Raw genomic sequence first — 15,751 nt, 5'->3', positions numbered from 1 at the left:
GATCGTCCTCATACCGGTGTTGTATTCGGGCGTATCCGGCCGTGCCGCCAACGACCGGACTGGCGCGGATGCCGTGCCCCACACCTGAAGCACGACCTAGGCGGGGGCGGGGTTCTCCCGGCGCTGTTGCAGGCGCTGGGAGATGACCTGGGTGATGCCGTCGCCGCGCATGCTGACGCCGTAGAGGGCGTCGGCGATCTCCATGGTCGGCTTCTGGTGGGTGATGATGATGAGCTGGGAGCTGGTCCGCAGCTGCTCGAGCAGGCCGATCAGGCGGCGCATGTTGGTGTCGTCCAGCGCGGCCTCGACCTCGTCCATCACGTAGAACGGCGACGGGCGGGCGCGGAAGATGGCCACCAGCATCGCCACCGCGACCAGGGACTTCTCCCCGCCGGAGAGCAGTGAGAGCCGCTTGACCTTCTTGCCGGGCGGGCGGGCCTCGACGTCGACGCCGGTGGTCAGCATGTCGTCGGGCTCGGTGAGGATCATCCGGCCCTCGCCGCCGGGGAACAGCACGTCGAAGACGACCTCGAACTCGCGCGCCACGTCCTCGTAGGCGGCGGCGAAGACCTCCAGGATCTTCTCGTCCACCTCCTTGATCACGGTCAGCAGGTCGCGCCGGGTGTCCTTGAGGTCCTCGAGCTGCGTCGAGAGGAACTTGTAGCGCTCCTCCAGCGCGGCGAACTCCTCCAGGGCCAGCGGGTTCACCTTGCCCAGGGTCGCCATGTCCCGCTCGGCGCGCTTGGCGCGGCGGGCCTGCGTCTCCCGGTCGTAGCGCAGCGGCGGCGGCGCCTTGACGTCCTCGCCGCGCTCGCGGGCGGCCTCGTACTCGGCCAGCTCCGCCGGGCTCGGCGGCACCGGCTGGTCGGGCCCGTACTCGGCGACCAGGTCGTCCAGCCCGATGCCGAAGGACTCGGCGATGCGGGTCTCCAGCTGCTCCAGGCGCAGCCGCTGCTCGGCCCGCAGCACCTCGTCGCGGTGCACCGCGTCGGTCAGCTTCTCCAGCTCCACCGACAGCTCGCGCACCTTGCCGCGCACCTCGGCCAGCAGCCGCTCCCGGTCGACCCGCCGCGCCTGCACGACGTCGCGCTCCTCGGCCGCGCGGGCCAGCGACAGCGCGATGCGCTCCAGCGCCAGCCCACCGCCGTTGACCACGGCCTGGGCGACGGTGGCGCCGCGCTTGCGGGCGGCCATCGCGCGGGCGGCGCGCTCGCGGGCCTCCCGCTCGGCGCGCGCGGCCCGGCGCAGCTGGTCGGCCTTGCCGTGCAGGGCCCGGTGGCGCTCCTCGGCGGTGCGCAGCGACAGCCGCGCCTCCATCTCCTCCTGCCGGGCCGAGGCCAGGGCGGCGGTGAACTCGTCGCGCTCGCTGGAATCGGGCTCGTCGTCGACCGGCTGCTCTTGGACGGCGGCCAGGCGCTCCTCAAGGTCGCCCAGCTTGCGCAGGGCCTCCTCGCGGGCCTGCTCGACCCTGCCGCGCTGGGTGACGGCCCGCTCGACCTCGGCCTCCGCCGAGCGCAGGGCCTGGCGCAGCCGGTTGAGCCTCTCGGCGGAGCGGGCCGCGCGGACCTTGGCCTCGCCCATCTCGTCCTTGACCGCGCCCACCTCGGCGCGGCGGGCCTGCTGCTCGGCGCGGGCCCCGGCCAGCGCGGCCGAGGCCGCCTCCAGCGCCCGCTCGGCCGCGCCCAGCTTCGCGTTGGCCTCGTCCACGGCGGCCTGCACCTCGATGACGCTGCGCGCCCGCTCCGACCCGCCGACCGCCCAGTACGCGCCGAGCAGGTCGCCGTCGGGGGTCACCGCGCGCACGTCGGGGTGGGCGAGGACCAGCTCCTGCGCGGCGTCGATGGAGGCGACCACGGCCATGCGGTCCAGCGCCCGGTGCACGGCGGGCCGCAGCGCGTCCGGCGCGCCGACCAGGTCGACGGCCCAGCGCGCGCCGCCGGGCAGCGGGGGCCACGCGGAGCGGTCCAGCCCGGCGTCGGGTCCGCCGACCAGCAGGCCCGCGCGCCCGGCGTCGCCCGCGCGCAGCACCTCCAGCGCGGCGACCGCGCCGTAGGGGTCGGTCACGGCGACAGCGTCGGCGATGGGGCCCAGCGCGGCGGCCAGCGCGGCCTCGGCGCCCGGCTCGACGGTCAGCACCGCGGCCACCGAGCCCAGCAGGCCGGGCAGCCGGTCGGCGGCGGCGAGCAGCGCGCCCGCCCCATCCTTGCGCGCCAGCCCGAGGGAGAGCGCGTCGACGCGCGCCCGCCACGAGGCGATGTCCTTCTCCGCGGTGCGCTCGGCGCGCACCAGCTCCTCGACGCGGGCCTTGGCCGCGTCGTTGGCCTCGGTGACCTGGCGCAGCCGCTCGCCGAGGTCGGCGTCGCCGCCTTCCTCGACGCCGGTCTCGTCCTGTGCCTCGGCCAGCTCCCCCGCGACGACCTCGGCGCGCTCGCGGGCCTCACCCAGGGCGACCGAGAGCCGCTCGATCTCCTCGGCGGTGGCGTTGGTCTTGCTGCGCAGCGCCTCGACCTGCCCGGCCAGCCTGGCCAGGCCCTCGCGGCGGTCGGCGATCGCGCGGACGGCGGCGATGTGCGCCTTCTCCGCGGCCTGCACCATGCGCTCCAGCTCGGCGCGCTTCTCGGTGGACTCCGCCAGCGCGTAGCGGGCCTCGGTGACCGCCTCGGCCAGCTCGGCCTCGCGCAGCGCGGTGTGCTCGGCCTCGGCGTCCATCTCGTCGGGGTCGCGCCCGCCGCGCGGGGCCTCCACCGACGCCGACAGGTGCCGGGCCCGCTCGACGGCCAGGCGGACGGTGCCGCGCAGGCGCTCCTCCAGGGCGGAGAGCCGGTACCAGGTCTCCTGCGCCTCGGCCAGCAGCGGCGCGTCGGTGGCGAGGTCCTCCTCCAGCTCGTTCTGCCGGGCCTGGCAGATCTCCAGCGCCTGCTCGACCTCGGCGCGCTTGCGACGGGCGGTGGCCTCGTCGGCCTCCTCGCGGGCGATGTCGGTGCGCTGGGTGACCAGGTCGTCGGCGTGCAGGCGCAGCCGGGCGTCGCGCAGCTCGGCCTGCACGGCCTGGGCGCGGCGGGCGATCTCGGCCTGCTTGCCCAGCGGCTTGAGCTGGCGGCGCAGCTCGGCGGTGAGGTCGGTGAGCCGGGTCAGGTTGGCCTGCATCGCGTCGAGCTTGCGCAGCGCCTTCTCTTTGCGCTTGCGGTGCTTGAGCACCCCCGCGGCCTCCTCGATGAAGGCGCGGCGCTCGTCGGGCTTGGACTCCAGGATCGCGGCGAGCTGGCCCTGCCCGACGATGACGTGCATCTCCCGGCCGATGCCGGAGTCGGAGAGCAGCTCCTGGACATCGAGCAGGCGGCAGGTGTTGCCGTTGATCTCGTACTCGCTGGCGCCGTCGCGGAACATCCGCCGGGTGATCGAGACCTCGGAGTAGTCGATCGGCAGGGCGCCGTCGGAGTTGTCGATGGTCAGGGTGACCTCGGCGCGGCCGAGCGGGGCGCGCCCGGAGGTGCCCGCGAAGATGACGTCCTCCATCTTGCCGCCGCGCAGGCCCTTGGCGCTGCCCTCGCCCATCACCCAGCGCAGGCCGTCGAGGACGTTGGACTTGCCGGAGCCGTTGGGCCCGACCACGCAGGTGATGCCGGGCTCGAAGCGCAGCGTCGTCGCCGAGGCGAAGGACTTGAAGCCCTTCAGCGTCAGGCTCTTCAGATGCACCGGTCGCGATCCTGTCGTGCGGGGACGTTCGAGCGAGCGTACCCGCGTGGTCCCCCGGCCCTGGGGAGGCGGGCCGTCGGGGCGTGCCGGCCTAGTCCGGCGGGGTCAGGTCGATCACCACGGTCTCGCCGCTGATCACCTCGACCCGGTCGATGGCCGCGATGTCGAAGGAGGTGCTGCCGGGGATCTCCTCCTCGGCGGTGGTGCCCGCCGCCCACCAGCCCGCGACCTCGCGGCTGCCGTCGCGGGCCCGCACGACCAGCTTGCACGGCTTGCCCGGCGGCACGTCCCGCATCCGGATGCGGACCTCGGTGCCCCACGGCCGCGACGTCAGGTCGATGTCGGCGCCGATGCCGCTGTCGGGGTTGGTCGCCGACCAGGTGACCGTCGGCGCGTCGGGGGGGCGCAGCGCCTGGTAGGCCGCGAGCCCGCCGAGGGCGACCACCACGGCGACGGCCACGGCGACGAGGCTCAGGCGCGGCCGCGTCGGGATCGGCAGGGGGTCGCCCCTCGGCGCGACGGCGCGCCCGGGTTCCGCCCGCGGCGCCGGTTCGGCGAACTCGGCCTCATCGATGCGCTGCAACAGCCCCGGCAGCGGCGCCATGCGCAGCAGTTCGGCCTCGCAGACGGGGCAGCCCGCCAGGTGGGCCTGGAAGACGGCCCGGTCGGCGGGGTCGAGGGCGCCGAGCAGGTAGGCGCCAACGGATGTGATCATCGGGCAGCTCACGGCTCGGTCACCCCCCGTTCCTCCAGCGCGTCACGCAGGGCGCGCAGGGCGTAGAAGGATCTGGACTTGACGGTGCCCGCGGGCACGCCGAGCACGTCGGCGGCCTCGGAGACGGTGCGCCGCCGGTAGAACAGCTCGACGATGACGGCGCGGTGGTCGCGGGAGAGGCTGCGCATCGCCTCGGCGATCTGCCAGCCCTGCAGCACCCGGTCGAACTCGTCGGGGTGCTCGACCCGCAGCGCGTCGGCGTCCATCGGGATCTCCGGGGCGCGGGCGCTCTGCCTGCGGTAGCCGGAGATCACCAGGTTCTTGGCGACGGTGTAGAGCCAGGGCCCGGCGTGGTCGGGGTGCAGCGTGTCGGCGTTGCGCCACGCCCGCAGCAAGGTCTCCTGCACGATGTCCTCCGCGCGCTGGTGGTCACCACCGACCGCGCGCATGGCGTACGCGAGCAGAGGCCGCCGGTACCGGCGGTACAGCTCGCGCACCAAGTCCTCGTCGCGCGCCGGCGGTCCCACACGCGGTTCTACGTCCCGGCCGCTCCTGCGGTTCAGCAGCCTGCCGAAAAAGCTCACCGCTCGGGAAATCCGCTGAGGTCGCCCTTGGCGGCGCTCCACTGCTCGACCACGCCCGCGACCGTCCCCGGCGTCTGCCCGGAGGTGAGGGCGGCCAGGAGTCGCTCGCACGCCTCGCGCGGGCCCTCGGCGACCACCTCGACCCGGCCGTCCCTGGCGTTGCGGGCCCACCCGACCAGGCCCAGTTCCAGGGCGCGGGCGCGGGTCCACCAGCGGAACCCGACCCCCTGCACCTGGCCGCGGACGAAGGCGGTCAAGCGGGTGTGGTCGGTCGGCACGGGCACATCGTGCCTCACTCGGCGGTCGAGGGGCCGGGGAAGCCGAGAGTGAGCGCGGGTGACACCCGAACGGGGTATCCGAGGCCGGGTGATACGGTCCGGCGCCGAGACGGGCCGCACCCCGGCCCAGGATGGGAGTGCGCCTGCATGTCCGCCCCTGACGCCCGGGACGACCACGCCCCGCCCGCCACCGGACGCCTCCGCCACGCCCCCTACGCCATCTTGGGCGTCTCCGGCGTGGTCGTCTCCACCGTCTTCGCCGCCGTGGCCGCCTTCGCCACCAGCGGCTCCGAGGACAGTGGCGCGCCCGAGGTCCCCCAGATCAACCCCGGAGGGGTGCAGGTGACCACCTCGGTCACCTTCGAGACCACCTCGGTGACCACCTCGGTGACGACGTCGTCGGCCCCGCCCGCGACCGCCACGACCACGACCACATCGGCGCCGGGTGACGCCGCCCCGCCCCCGCAGGACCCGCCGCCCGGTGGTGGCGACAACCCACCGCCCCCACCGCCGGACCCGAGGCCGGGCGGGCCGAAGCCCCCCAACCCGCCGAAGCCGCCGCCGTCTTCCACGACCACCAAGACGACTGTTCCGTCGTCATCGCCGCCTCCGCCGCCCACGACGACGGAGCCGACCGTGACGAACCCCCCGCCGACAGGGCCCTAATCAGCACACGGTGACGCGCGACTCACCCACTCGTGGGCGTTACACCCGACGGTGGTATGTTGCCGAACCGTGACCCGACGACGACGCGGCCGCTTGGTCCCCGCTGTCCTGGTCGCCCTCGCAGCGGGCGCCGGGACCGCGGGTGTGACCACCCTCCTCGCCGCGCCCCCGGTCCAGGACGCGGCGCCGAACCCGGTGGCCCTGAACCTCGTCCGGCCCGAGGTCACCACCACTTCCCCGCCCTCCCCCGCGGCCCCCACCCAGGCCACGTCGTCCGCCGAGCCCGGCACCACCACCTCGGCCACACCGACGACAACCACCACAACGACCACGACCACCACCACCCGCACCACGAAGACCACCACGCCGGACCCCACGACCGAGGCACCCGACGCCGACGCCGACGCCGCGGTCCTGGCCCTGGTGAACACCGCGCGCGACGACGCGGGCTGCGGCCCCGTCGCCCTCGACGACCGCCTGAGCACGGCGGGCCAGGACCACAGCGAGGACATGTCGGCCCGGGACTACTTCTCGCACACCAGCCTCGACGGCCGCTCCTTCGTGGACCGGGCGAAGGCGGCGGGCTACCGCTCCCCCGGCGCGGAGAACATCGCCCGCGGCCAGCGCACCCCCGACCAGGTCATGCAGGCGTGGATGGACTCCCCCGGCCACCGCGACAACATCCTCAACTGCGACCTGAAGAAGATGGGCCTGGGCCTGGAGACCGACGGCTACTACTGGACCCAGGTCTTCGGCTACTAGACCGTGCCCCACATCTGAAACACGGCCTAGACCTCGAACCGGTAGCCCATCCCGGCCTCGGTGATGAGGTGGCGGGGCTGGGAGGGCAGGCGCTCCAGTTTCCGGCGCAGCTGGGCCAGGTACACCCGCAGGTAGTGGGTCTCCGAGGCGTAGGCGGGGCCCCAGACCTCCCGCAGCACCTGCTTCTGCGCGACCAGCCGCCCCCGGTTGCGGACCAGGATCTCCAGGATTCCCCACTCCGTCGGCGTGAGGTGGACCTCCACCCCGTCCCGGTGCACCTTCTTGGCCGCCAAGTCGACGGTGAACGCCTCGGTGGCCACGATCGGCGACTCGTCCGGAGTGGACACCGCCGACCTGCGGACCGCGGCGCGCAGCCGGGCCAGGAACTCGTCCATCCCGAACGGCTTGGTGACGTAGTCGTCGGCGCCCGCGTCCAGCGCCGTGACCTTGTCCTGGCTGTCCACGCGCGCGGAGAGCACCAGGATCGGGACCGTCGACCAGCCGCGCAGACCGGCGATGACGTCGTTGCCGTCCATGTCCGGCAGGCCGAGGTCCAGGACGACCACGTCCGGATGGGTGTCGGCGGCGGCGCGCAGGGCGCCCGCCCCGTCGAAGGCGGTCACCACCTCGTAGCCGCGGGCGCTGAGGTTGATGCGCAGCGCCCGGACGATCTGCGGCTCGTCGTCCACCACCAGCACCTTGGTCACGACGACCACTATGCCGTGCGCGGCCTGGGCTGACACCGGGGACAGGAGAAGGAGGACCGGTTCATGAACGGCTCGCGCCTGATCGGCGCGCCGCAGCGCGGGCAGGGCCTGCCCTCCTGGCCGTAGGCGGCCAGCGAGCGGTCGAAGTAGCCGGACTGGCCGTTGACGTTGACGTACAGCGCGTCGAAGGACGTGCCGCCGACCTCCAGGGCCGAGGCCATCACGTCGGTCGCGGCCGAGATGAGCCTGCCGATGGCCGGGCGGGAGAGCCGGTCGGTGGGCCGGGCCCAGTGCAGCGAGCAGCGCCACAGGGCCTCGTCGGCGTAGATGTTGCCGATGCCGGAGACCAGGGTCTGGTCGAGCAGGGCCCGCTTGATCTCCGTCCGCCTGCGCCGCACGGCCTCGACCGCCGCGGGCAGCGAGAACGCCGGGTCCATGGGGTCGCGGGCGATGTGGGCCACCGGGACGGGCAGCGCCGCGCCGTCGACGGCGGTCATCTCCTCCACCGACAGGCCGCCGAACGTGCGCTGGTCGACGAAGCGCAGCTCCGGGCCGCCGTCGGCGAACGCGAAGCGCACCCGCAGGTGCTTCTCGGGGGCGGCGCCGACCGGGGTGACCAGCATCTGCCCGCTCATCCCCAGGTGCGCGAGCACGGCCTCGCCGGACCCCAGCTCGACCCACAGGTACTTCCCCCGCCGCCGCGCGGCCACGAGGGTGGTCCCCACCAGGCGGGCGGCGAAGTCGGCCGCGCCGGGCACGTGGCGGCGGACCGCGCGCGGGTGGAACACCGAGACCTCGCTGACCACCCGGCCCTCGACGTGGTCGGCCAGGCCGCGCCGGACCACCTCGACCTCAGGAAGCTCCGGCACTACTTCCCCGAGTTCAGCATCTCGGTGATCTCGCGCCAGGCGGCCTCGGCGGCCTTCTGCTCGGCTTCCTTCTTCGTCTTGCCGTCGCCGTTGCCGTAGCCCTGGCCGTTGACGATGACCATCGCGGTGAACTCCTTGCGGTGGTCGGGGCCTTCCTCGCGCACCTTGTACTCCGGCACGCCGAGGCCCGCCGAGGCGGTCAGCTCCTGCAGGCTCGTCTTCCAGTCCAGCCCGGCGCCGCGCAGGGGCGCCTCGGCCAGCAGCGGGTCGAAGTGCTTGTGGACGACCTCGCGGGCCACCTCGATGCCGTGGCTGAGGTAGACCGCGCCGATGATCGCCTCCATGCCGTCGGCGAGGATCGATGCCTTGTCCCGGCCCCCGGTCAGCTCCTCGCCCTTGCCCAGCAGCAGGTGTGAGCCGAGGCCGCCGTCACCGAGGCCGCGGGCCACGCCTGCGAGGGCGTGCATGTTGACCACGCTCGCGCGGAGCTTGGCCAGCTGGCCCTCGGGCAGGTCCGGGTGCGTGCGGTACAGGTGGTCGGTCACGACCAGGCCCAGCACCGCGTCACCGAGGAACTCCAGCCGCTCGTTCGGCGGCAGGCCACCGTTCTCGTACGCGTACGAGCGGTGGGTCAGTGCGAGCTGCAGCAGCTCGGCGTCGAGTTCGACGCCGAGCGCGGCGATCAGCGCTTGCGGGTCCGACGTGGGACCACGGGACCCCTTAGTCCCCATGACGCGAGGTCACGCGGGCTGGGTGACCTGACGACCGTCGTACTGACCGCACGTCGGGCAGGCGATGTGCTGCGGCTTGGGGGCCTTGCACGCACGGTTCGAGCAGGGCACCAGGTGCACTGCCGTGGCCTTCCACTGCGAGCGGCGGGAGCGGGTGTTGGAACGCGACATCTTCCGCTTGGGGACAGCCACGACTGCATCTCCTCTGACGTGCTAAGCGAAGCTGGGGTGGGCTCAGTGACCCAGGTCCCGAGGGAACCGCTCCTGGAGCGCGGCCCACCGAGGGTCAATGGTCTCATGCTCGTGATCCGGGCCGAGATCGGCCCACTTGCCGCCGCAGCCCGGGCACAGGCCCGCGCAGTCCGGTGTGCACAGCGGCGCCGACGGCACGGCGAGCACCACGGCGTCGCGGACCACCGGCTCCAGGTCGATCAGGTCGTCGACCAGGCGGGCGACCTCGTCCTCGTCGGTGGTCTTCTCGGTCACGCTGTGCGGGTAGGCGAACAGCTCGGTCACCTGCACCGCCACCTCGTCGGTGATCGGGTCGAGGCAGCGCGAGCACTCCCCGGCCAGCGGGCCGGTGGCGGTCACCGAGACCAGCACGCCCTCCACGACCGACTCCAGCAGCAGGTCCAGCTCCACCTCGGCCCCGGTCGGGATGGCGATGACGCCTTCGAGGCCGACCTCGTGCGCCGCGGGCGCGGTGCGTTCGAGGCGGCGGCTGGAGCCCGGCCTGCGGCCCAGGTCGCGGGTATCGATCACCCAGGGACTGGACACCGCGGGACGGGTGCGGCTCTTGCGGGACTCGGACATGGCTGTTCTGGTGGGTGCTTTCAGACGAGGTCAGTGCCGGACACGGCCAGTCCAGGGTACGCGACGGGGTCGGTTCGGCGAAATCAGCCGTTGTAGTCGTAGGGGACCGCGCCCGCGGGGGCCCCGCGCAGCGACCCGCGCAGGTGGGTGCGGCCCTTGCTGACCGTGCGCAGCGTGTGGGTGAGCAGGTCCTCGAACTCGGCGAGCTTGGTGTCGACGTACTCGTCGCACTCGGCGCGCTGGCGGGCGGCCTCGTCGGCGGCGGCGTCGACGGTGCGCGCGCCCTCGGCCTGGGCGGCCTGCACGACCTCGGTCTGCGAGACCAGGCGGTGCTGCTCGAAGCGGCCCTCCTCGACGGCGCGCTCGTAGGACTCCCGGCCCGCCTGGATCATCCGGTCGGCCTCGACCTGCGAGCGCCCGACCAGGTTCTCGTACTCCGCGCGCCCGGCGGCGACCACCCGGTCGGCCTCGGCCTGGGCCTCGGCGACGAGCCGCTCGGCGTGCGCGGCGGCCTCGGCGACGAGCCGGTCGGCCTCGGCGCGGGCGTCGGTCACGGCCCGGCCCGCGTCCATTGTGGCCTTGCTGAGCTTCTGCTCGGCCTCGTGCTCGGCCCCGCCGACGATCTCGTCCTTGCGGTCGAGCACGTCCTGGGCGTCGTCCAGCTCGGCGGGCAGCGCGTCGCGCACCTCGTCGAGCAGTTCGAGCACGTCGCCGCGCGGCACGACGCAGCCGGAGGTCATCGGCACGCCGCGGGCCTCCTCCAGGATGGTGACCAGCTCGTCGATGGCCTCGAAGACCTTGTACACGACTCCTCCTCGACCAGGCTCCCGATCCCGATTCTGCCGCGTGGGCGCGGTCGGGGCGGGGAGATCGGCGGGCGTGTTCCTACACTGCCAGGGTGACGATCCGATCCGCCCGCGCCGACGACGTCCCGGCCATCGTGGCCATGCTCGCCGACGACGCCCTGGGCGCCTCCCGCGAGCGCCCCGGCGACCCGCGCTACGCCGCCGCCTTCGACGCCATCGCCGCCGACCCCGACCAGGTGCTCGTGGTCGCGGAGGTCGGCGGCGAGGTGGTCGGCACCCTGCAGCTCACCCCCACCCCGGGGCTGTCCCGGCTGGCCGCCACCAGGGCGACCATCGAGGGGGTGCGGGTGCGCCCCGACCAGCGCGGCTCCGGCCTCGGCCAGGAGCTGGTCGAGTGGGCCGTGGCCGAGGCGGCGGCGCGCGGCGCCGACCTCGTCCAGCTGACCACCGACCGCGCGCGGGTCGACGCGCACCGGTTCTACGAGCGGCTGGGGTTCACGCCCAGCCACCTGGGGATGAAGCGGGAGATCACGGGCCGGTGAAGCTCAGCGTGTACGGGGTGTCGGTCAGGGCGCCCGCGTTGTCGTAGCAGCGGACGGTGACGCCGCCGGTTCCCCAGCCGATGACCTTGCAGAACTCGCCGTCCCAGCCTGAGGCGCTCGTGTGGACGGAGCCTGCGCCCAGGTTGACGCCGGTGGGGTTGAGGACGTAGACGCCGACGCCCACGCGGGTCGCGGTGGCGGTGCCGCCCTGGGTGACGTGCAGGTAGGAGGCGGCCGGGGTGTACGACGCCGCGGTCTCGTCGTGGGCGAGGGCGTAGGCGGACTGGCGGCCCTCCAGGCCCAGGACGTTGGTGCGGTCGGTGAAGGTCAGGGTGAACCGGGCGTCGGTGGGGGCGCCCGCGGTGGTGAAGCAGCGGACGTTGACCTGGATGGTGCTCGACGGGGTGGTCCAGCCGTGGCTGACCACCTTGCAGCGCTCGGAGCCGGAGCCGTACGCGGTCACCAGCGGGTGCCCGCCGGTGACGGAGTGGCCGATCCCGGGCAGGTAGACCCGGTAGGTGCCGGTGCCGGTGCGGCTGACGGTGTTGACCGCGCCCGAGGAGTTGTACTGGTAGACGGCGCTGGGGGTGTAGTTGGCGGAGGTCGGCTCACCCGCCCAGAGGTAGGCGCCCGGGACGGCGGCGCCGTCGAACCCGCGCCACGTGGTGCGGTTGGTGTAGCTGGCGGTGAACATCGAGTCCACCGGGACGCCCGCGAGGGTGAAGCACCGGACGGTGACGAGCTGGTCGCCTGCCGAGGGGTGCCAGCTGCCCACCTTGCACTGGCCGGTGCCCGCGCCGTACGCGGTGGCGTGGGCGACGCCGCCGGTCACGCCGAGCCCGGTGAAGCGCACGGCGTAGACGCCGGTGCCCGATCTGGTGATCGTGTTGGTGACGCCGGGCCCGGTGCTGTTCATCTGGTAGTTCGTCGGCGGGGTGTAGGAGGCGGAGGCCGGGTTGCTCGCCCAGACCTGGCCCGCGCCGCGCACGGGGTCCGCGGTGGCGACTCCCCCGGTGAGGGCGGTCGCCGCCAGTGCCATGACCGCTGCCGTGATCAAGCGCATTGAGTCCCCTTGCGTCGGTGTACCTAGTGGTGTGACCCAGGGCGTTCACCATGTCTCGACCCGCCCACGACGCGCCTGGCCGCGTTGCCGGAACGGCCCCGTACAACCCCGGTACGAGACCGCCCCGGCGCCTTGCCAGCCACGCCGTGAACACGCCGATACACGGCCAACGCCCTAGGTCACACCACTAGATCGACGTTTGGGGAGGGCTGGGGTTGTCAGCCCTTGTTCTCGGCGAGCCTGCGCAGGAGTCGCTTGTGGACCTGTTCGGGGAGCAGGTGGGTGACCTCGCCGCCGTAGGTCGCGACCTCCTTGACCAGCGAGCTGGACAGGAAGCTGTTGGCCGGGCTGGTGGGCATGAACATAGTCTCCACGCCGGTGAGGCCCTTGTTCATCTGCGCCATCTGCAGCTCGTAGTCGAAGTCGCTGACCGCGCGCAGGCCCTTCACGATGGCCTGGACGTCGTGGGTGGCGCAGTAGTCGACCAGCAGGCCGTGCCAGGAGTCGACGCGGACGTTGCCCAGGTGGGCGCTGATCTCGGTCAGCAGGCCCATGCGCTCGTCGACGGTGAACAGGCCGCGCTTGCTCTTGTTGATCATCACCGCGACCACGACCTCGTCGAACAGCCCCGCGGCGCGCTCGATGATGTCCAGGTGCCCGTTGGTGGGCGGGTCGTATGAGCCGGGGCAGACAGCGCGGGTCATGCGCGGACGGTAGCAGGGCAGGGCCCTCACCCGGTGGCGGCGAGCACCTGGTTCGCCCAGTGCAGCTCGGTGTCGCCGTAGCGGCGGCTGCGGCCCGCGGCCATGGCGGGCGGCCAGGCGGGGGCGCCCGCGCTGCGGGACCGCTCGACGACGACGGTGCTGCCCTCCGCGGTCCAGTTGTTCGCCACGAGGGCGGTGAGGACGGCGGCGAGCTCGTGGTCGGGGATGGCGTACGGGGGGTCGGCGAAGACCAAGTCGTAGGGGGCGTCCGGCGCGTCGGAAAGGACGGTGGCGACCTTGCCGGGGCGGATGTCGGCGCCGGGGAGGCCGACGGTGGCGGCGTTGTCCCGCAGCACCTTGACCGCGGTCCGGTCCGACTCCACGAGGGTCGCCAGCGCGGCGCCGCGGGAGAGGGCTTCCAGGCCGAGGGCGCCGGAACCCGCGTAGAGGTCCAGGACGCGGGCGCCGTCGATGTCGATGGCGGCCTCCACGGCGCTGAACAAGGCTTCCCGCACCCGGTCGGCTGTCGGCCTGGTCCCCTTCGGCGGCACGGCCAGCCGCCGCCCGCCCGCCACCCCGGCGACGATCCTGGTCACCGGCCCATCCTGCCCGACACCCGGCGTGGTCCGCCCGGGTGGGGTGAGCCGGGGCACATCCGCCACGCGGCCGATTCACGGCGGGCGCAAACCGCGTAGTCTCGCTTGTCCGGTCGGTTTGAGCAGGGGGGACAGCGGGGTGTCGGATACCTCTGTCAGAGAGGCAGAGATCGCCGTCGAGCAGAAGCACATCGACATCGTCTACGCCCGGGTCGATGAGATGCGCGAGGACGCTGTCGACATGCGCACCCGGGGCGACCAGCTGGCCCACGGCGCCCGCAACGAAGCGGTGTTCGAGCAGGCGGCGATGCTCTTCGAGCGCGACGTCATGGTGCGCCACGCCACGCAGATCCTGCGGACGCTCGACGCCGAGCACGAGGGGCTGGTCTTCGGGCGCCTGGACACCACCGAGGGCGAGACGATGTACGTCGGGCGCCTGGGGGTCCGCGACGGCAACTTCGACAACCTGGTCACCGACTGGCGCGCGCCCGCCGCGGCGCCGTTCTACCAGGCCACCGCCGAGCACCCGATGGAGGTCGTGCGGCGCAGGGTGATCCGCTCCACCGGCAAGCAGGTCGTGGACATCGATGACGACCTGCTGATGCCCGACGCGCGCACCGACAGCATGGCCGTGGTCGGCGAGGGCGCGCTGATGGCCAGCCTGACCCGCGCGCGCGGGGACAACATGCGCGACATCATCGCCACGATCCAGAAGGAGCAGGACGTGGCGATCCGCGCGCCCTGGCGCGGGATCACCGAGATCACCGGCGGGCCGGGCACCGGCAAGACCGCCGTCGCGCTGCACCGGGTGGCGTACCTGCTCTACCGCGACCGCCGCCGCATGGGCGGCACGGGCGTGCTGGTGGTCGGTCCTTCCCCGGCGTTCACCTCCTACATCTCCCGCGTGCTGCCGTCCATGGGCGAGGACAGCGTCGAGCTGCGCTCCCTGGGCGAGGTGCTCGACGGGGTCAAGGCCGTGCGCACCGACGACGCCGAGACCGCCGCGGTCAAGGGATCGCTTCGGATGCGCCGGGTGCTCAAGCGGGCCATCCGCGAAGCCCCCGCCGACGCGCCGAACGAGCTGCGCATCGTCTACAAGGGACAGGTGCTCAAGCTGGTCGAGCGCGACCTCGCCCAGGTTCGCCGCGCTGTCCACAACGGACGGCGCCCGCCGAACCAGTCCCGGGTGGACGCCGCCGAGGCGCTGTTGGAAGCGTTGTGGCGCAAGGCGGACGCCTTCGGTGACTTCCCCGCCTCCCGGGCCGAGCTGTTGACCGACCTGGGCGAGCGGCTGGACTTCCACCGGTTCGTGGTCGTCTGGTGGCAGCTGCTGACCCCGATGGAGGTGCTGGCCTCGCTGGCCGACCGGCGCAGGCTGGCCGCCGCCGCGGGCAAGGTGCTGAGCAGGCGGGAGATCGACCTGCTGGCCGCCTCCTGGGCCGCCGAGGGCCCTTCAGCGGCCGATGTCGCCCTGCTCGACGAGCTGCGCGTGCTCTTGGGCAAGGTGCCCCGCCGCAGGCGCAGGGCGAGCCCGGACGCGGGCCGCGCGACGCACTACGACGAGTACGCCCACATCGTCGTCGACGAGGCCCAGGACCTCTCCCCCATGCAGTGGCGCATGGTCGGCCGCCGCGGCCGCTACGCCAGCTGGACCGTCGTCGGAGACCCGGTGCAGAGCTCGTGGCCGGACCCGGAGGAGGCCAGGCGGGCCCGCATCGCCGCGCTGGGCGGCCCCGGCACCGAGCACCGGCGCTTCGCGCTGCGGACGAACTACCGCAACTCCGCGGAGATCTTCGCCTTGGCCCAGCGGGTGGTCACCGACATCGCCGCCGAGGACGAGCTGCCGCACGCGGTGCGCGGCACCGGCCAGGAGCCGCTGATCCGGGTGGTCGGCAAGGGCTCGGTGACCGACGCGGTCGTCACGGCCGCGCGGGAGCTGCTGGACGGCGTCGCGGGCACCGTCGGCGTGATCACCTCGGCCTCGCGGGTGGCGGGCGCGCGCGCCGCGCTGGCCGGGCTGGACCCCGAGCGCGTCAAGGTCGTCGACGGCCTGGAGTCCAAGGGCCTGGAGTACGACGCGGTGGTCCTGGCCGAGCCCGGCGAGCTGGTCAGCGAGTCGCTGACCGGCCCGCGCACGCTCTACGTCGCGCTGACGCGGGCCACCCAGCTGCTCACCGTCGTCACCAGCGACCCGGACTGGCCCAATACCTGAAACACGG

Annotated in this window: 17 protein-coding genes; 3 read left to right on the top strand and 14 right to left on the bottom strand. The window is 73.5% G+C overall.

Translation table 11 applies throughout. The features are described from left to right. Positions 1–96: 96 nt before the first annotated feature. The 5 genes from smc to ACTG9Q_RS07350 all read right to left on the bottom strand — a co-directional run bounded on the left by smc (position 97) and on the right by ACTG9Q_RS07350 (position 5,851). Positions 97–3,696, bottom strand: coding sequence for a chromosome segregation protein SMC (gene smc, locus ACTG9Q_RS07370; protein WP_455571859.1), 3,600 nt, complete (start codon positions 3,694–3,696; stop codon positions 97–99). A 91-nt stretch (positions 3,697–3,787) separates the two neighbouring features. Continuing rightward, positions 3,788–4,411 carry an anti-sigma factor family protein gene (locus tag ACTG9Q_RS07365; protein WP_455571858.1) on the bottom strand — a complete coding sequence of 208 codons (624 nt, stop codon included), beginning with the start codon at positions 4,409–4,411 and terminating at the stop codon, positions 3,788–3,790. An 8-nt stretch (positions 4,412–4,419) separates the two neighbouring features. Continuing rightward, positions 4,420–4,908: a sigma-70 family RNA polymerase sigma factor gene (locus ACTG9Q_RS07360; RefSeq protein WP_455571857.1), complete on the bottom strand. Its 489-nt coding sequence runs from the start codon at positions 4,906–4,908 to the stop codon at positions 4,420–4,422. Positions 4,909–4,991: 83 nt separating this feature from the next. Beyond that, positions 4,992–5,273 (bottom strand): acylphosphatase, encoded by a 282-nt coding sequence (locus ACTG9Q_RS07355; protein ID WP_455571856.1) that lies wholly within the window; start codon positions 5,271–5,273, stop codon positions 4,992–4,994. A gap of 212 nt (positions 5,274–5,485) precedes the next feature. Then, a complete protein-coding gene (locus ACTG9Q_RS07350; RefSeq protein ID WP_455571855.1) occupies positions 5,486–5,851 on the bottom strand; it encodes a hypothetical protein in 366 nt (121 codons plus the stop codon). Between the two features lie 157 nt (positions 5,852–6,008). Here ACTG9Q_RS07350 and ACTG9Q_RS07345 point away from each other — a divergent pair, with 157 nt between their 5' ends. Continuing rightward, on the top strand, positions 6,009–6,701 hold the full coding sequence (locus ACTG9Q_RS07345) for a CAP domain-containing protein (protein ID WP_455571854.1): 693 nt from the start codon (positions 6,009–6,011) through the stop codon (positions 6,699–6,701). A gap of 26 nt (positions 6,702–6,727) precedes the next feature. Here ACTG9Q_RS07345 and ACTG9Q_RS07340 read toward each other — a convergent pair whose 3' ends face one another. From ACTG9Q_RS07340 to ACTG9Q_RS07315, 6 genes are all read right to left on the bottom strand, one after another. Then, entirely contained in the window at positions 6,728–7,408 is a 681-nt protein-coding gene (locus ACTG9Q_RS07340; protein ID WP_455571853.1) for a response regulator, read from the bottom strand. Between the two features lie 8 nt (positions 7,409–7,416). Continuing rightward, positions 7,417–8,277: a bifunctional DNA-formamidopyrimidine glycosylase/DNA-(apurinic or apyrimidinic site) lyase gene (gene mutM, locus ACTG9Q_RS07335; protein ID WP_455571852.1), complete on the bottom strand. Its 861-nt coding sequence runs from the start codon at positions 8,275–8,277 to the stop codon at positions 7,417–7,419. Next, positions 8,277–9,008, bottom strand: a complete 732-nt coding sequence (rnc, locus tag ACTG9Q_RS07330; RefSeq protein WP_455571851.1) for a ribonuclease III — start codon at positions 9,006–9,008, stop codon at positions 8,277–8,279. The genes mutM and rnc overlap by 1 nt, the downstream gene beginning before the upstream one ends. A 9-nt stretch (positions 9,009–9,017) precedes the next feature. Further along, the gene (rpmF, locus tag ACTG9Q_RS07325; RefSeq protein ID WP_455571850.1) at positions 9,018–9,200 is read right to left on the bottom strand and encodes a 50S ribosomal protein L32; all 183 of its coding nucleotides are present in this window, start codon (positions 9,198–9,200) and stop codon (positions 9,018–9,020) included. A gap of 42 nt (positions 9,201–9,242) precedes the next feature. After that, entirely contained in the window at positions 9,243–9,821 is a 579-nt protein-coding gene (locus ACTG9Q_RS07320; RefSeq protein ID WP_455571849.1) for a YceD family protein, read from the bottom strand. A gap of 83 nt (positions 9,822–9,904) precedes the next feature. Further along, positions 9,905–10,627 carry a DivIVA domain-containing protein gene (locus ACTG9Q_RS07315; RefSeq protein ID WP_455571848.1) on the bottom strand — a complete coding sequence of 241 codons (723 nt, stop codon included), beginning with the start codon at positions 10,625–10,627 and terminating at the stop codon, positions 9,905–9,907. A 92-nt stretch (positions 10,628–10,719) separates the two neighbouring features. On the opposite strand from ACTG9Q_RS07315, the gene ACTG9Q_RS07310 reads away from it, so the two are divergent. Continuing rightward, on the top strand, positions 10,720–11,169 hold the full coding sequence (locus tag ACTG9Q_RS07310; RefSeq protein ID WP_455571847.1) for a GNAT family N-acetyltransferase: 450 nt from the start codon (positions 10,720–10,722) through the stop codon (positions 11,167–11,169). Here the strand turns inward: ACTG9Q_RS07310 and ACTG9Q_RS07305 are convergent. From ACTG9Q_RS07305 to rsmD, 3 genes are all read right to left on the bottom strand, one after another. Next, positions 11,156–12,232: a hypothetical protein gene (locus ACTG9Q_RS07305; protein WP_455571846.1), complete on the bottom strand. Its 1,077-nt coding sequence runs from the start codon at positions 12,230–12,232 to the stop codon at positions 11,156–11,158. The two genes, ACTG9Q_RS07310 and ACTG9Q_RS07305, sit on opposite strands and share 14 nt — an antisense overlap. A 218-nt stretch (positions 12,233–12,450) precedes the next feature. Next, positions 12,451–12,936 (bottom strand): pantetheine-phosphate adenylyltransferase, encoded by a 486-nt coding sequence (gene coaD, locus ACTG9Q_RS07300; protein WP_455571845.1) that lies wholly within the window; start codon positions 12,934–12,936, stop codon positions 12,451–12,453. A gap of 26 nt (positions 12,937–12,962) precedes the next feature. Next, a complete protein-coding gene (gene rsmD, locus ACTG9Q_RS07295) occupies positions 12,963–13,532 on the bottom strand; it encodes a 16S rRNA (guanine(966)-N(2))-methyltransferase RsmD (RefSeq protein ID WP_455571844.1) in 570 nt (189 codons plus the stop codon). A 139-nt stretch (positions 13,533–13,671) separates the two neighbouring features. Here rsmD and ACTG9Q_RS07290 point away from each other — a divergent pair, with 139 nt between their 5' ends. Beyond that, positions 13,672–15,744 carry a HelD family protein gene (locus tag ACTG9Q_RS07290; protein ID WP_455571843.1) on the top strand — a complete coding sequence of 691 codons (2,073 nt, stop codon included), beginning with the start codon at positions 13,672–13,674 and terminating at the stop codon, positions 15,742–15,744. Positions 15,745–15,751: the final 7 nt, after the last annotated feature.

This window comes from Actinokineospora lacus, from assembly GCF_053813445.1.
The sequence above is the reverse complement of the archived record's forward strand: the minus strand, read 5'-3'. Positions and strand labels throughout refer to the sequence as shown.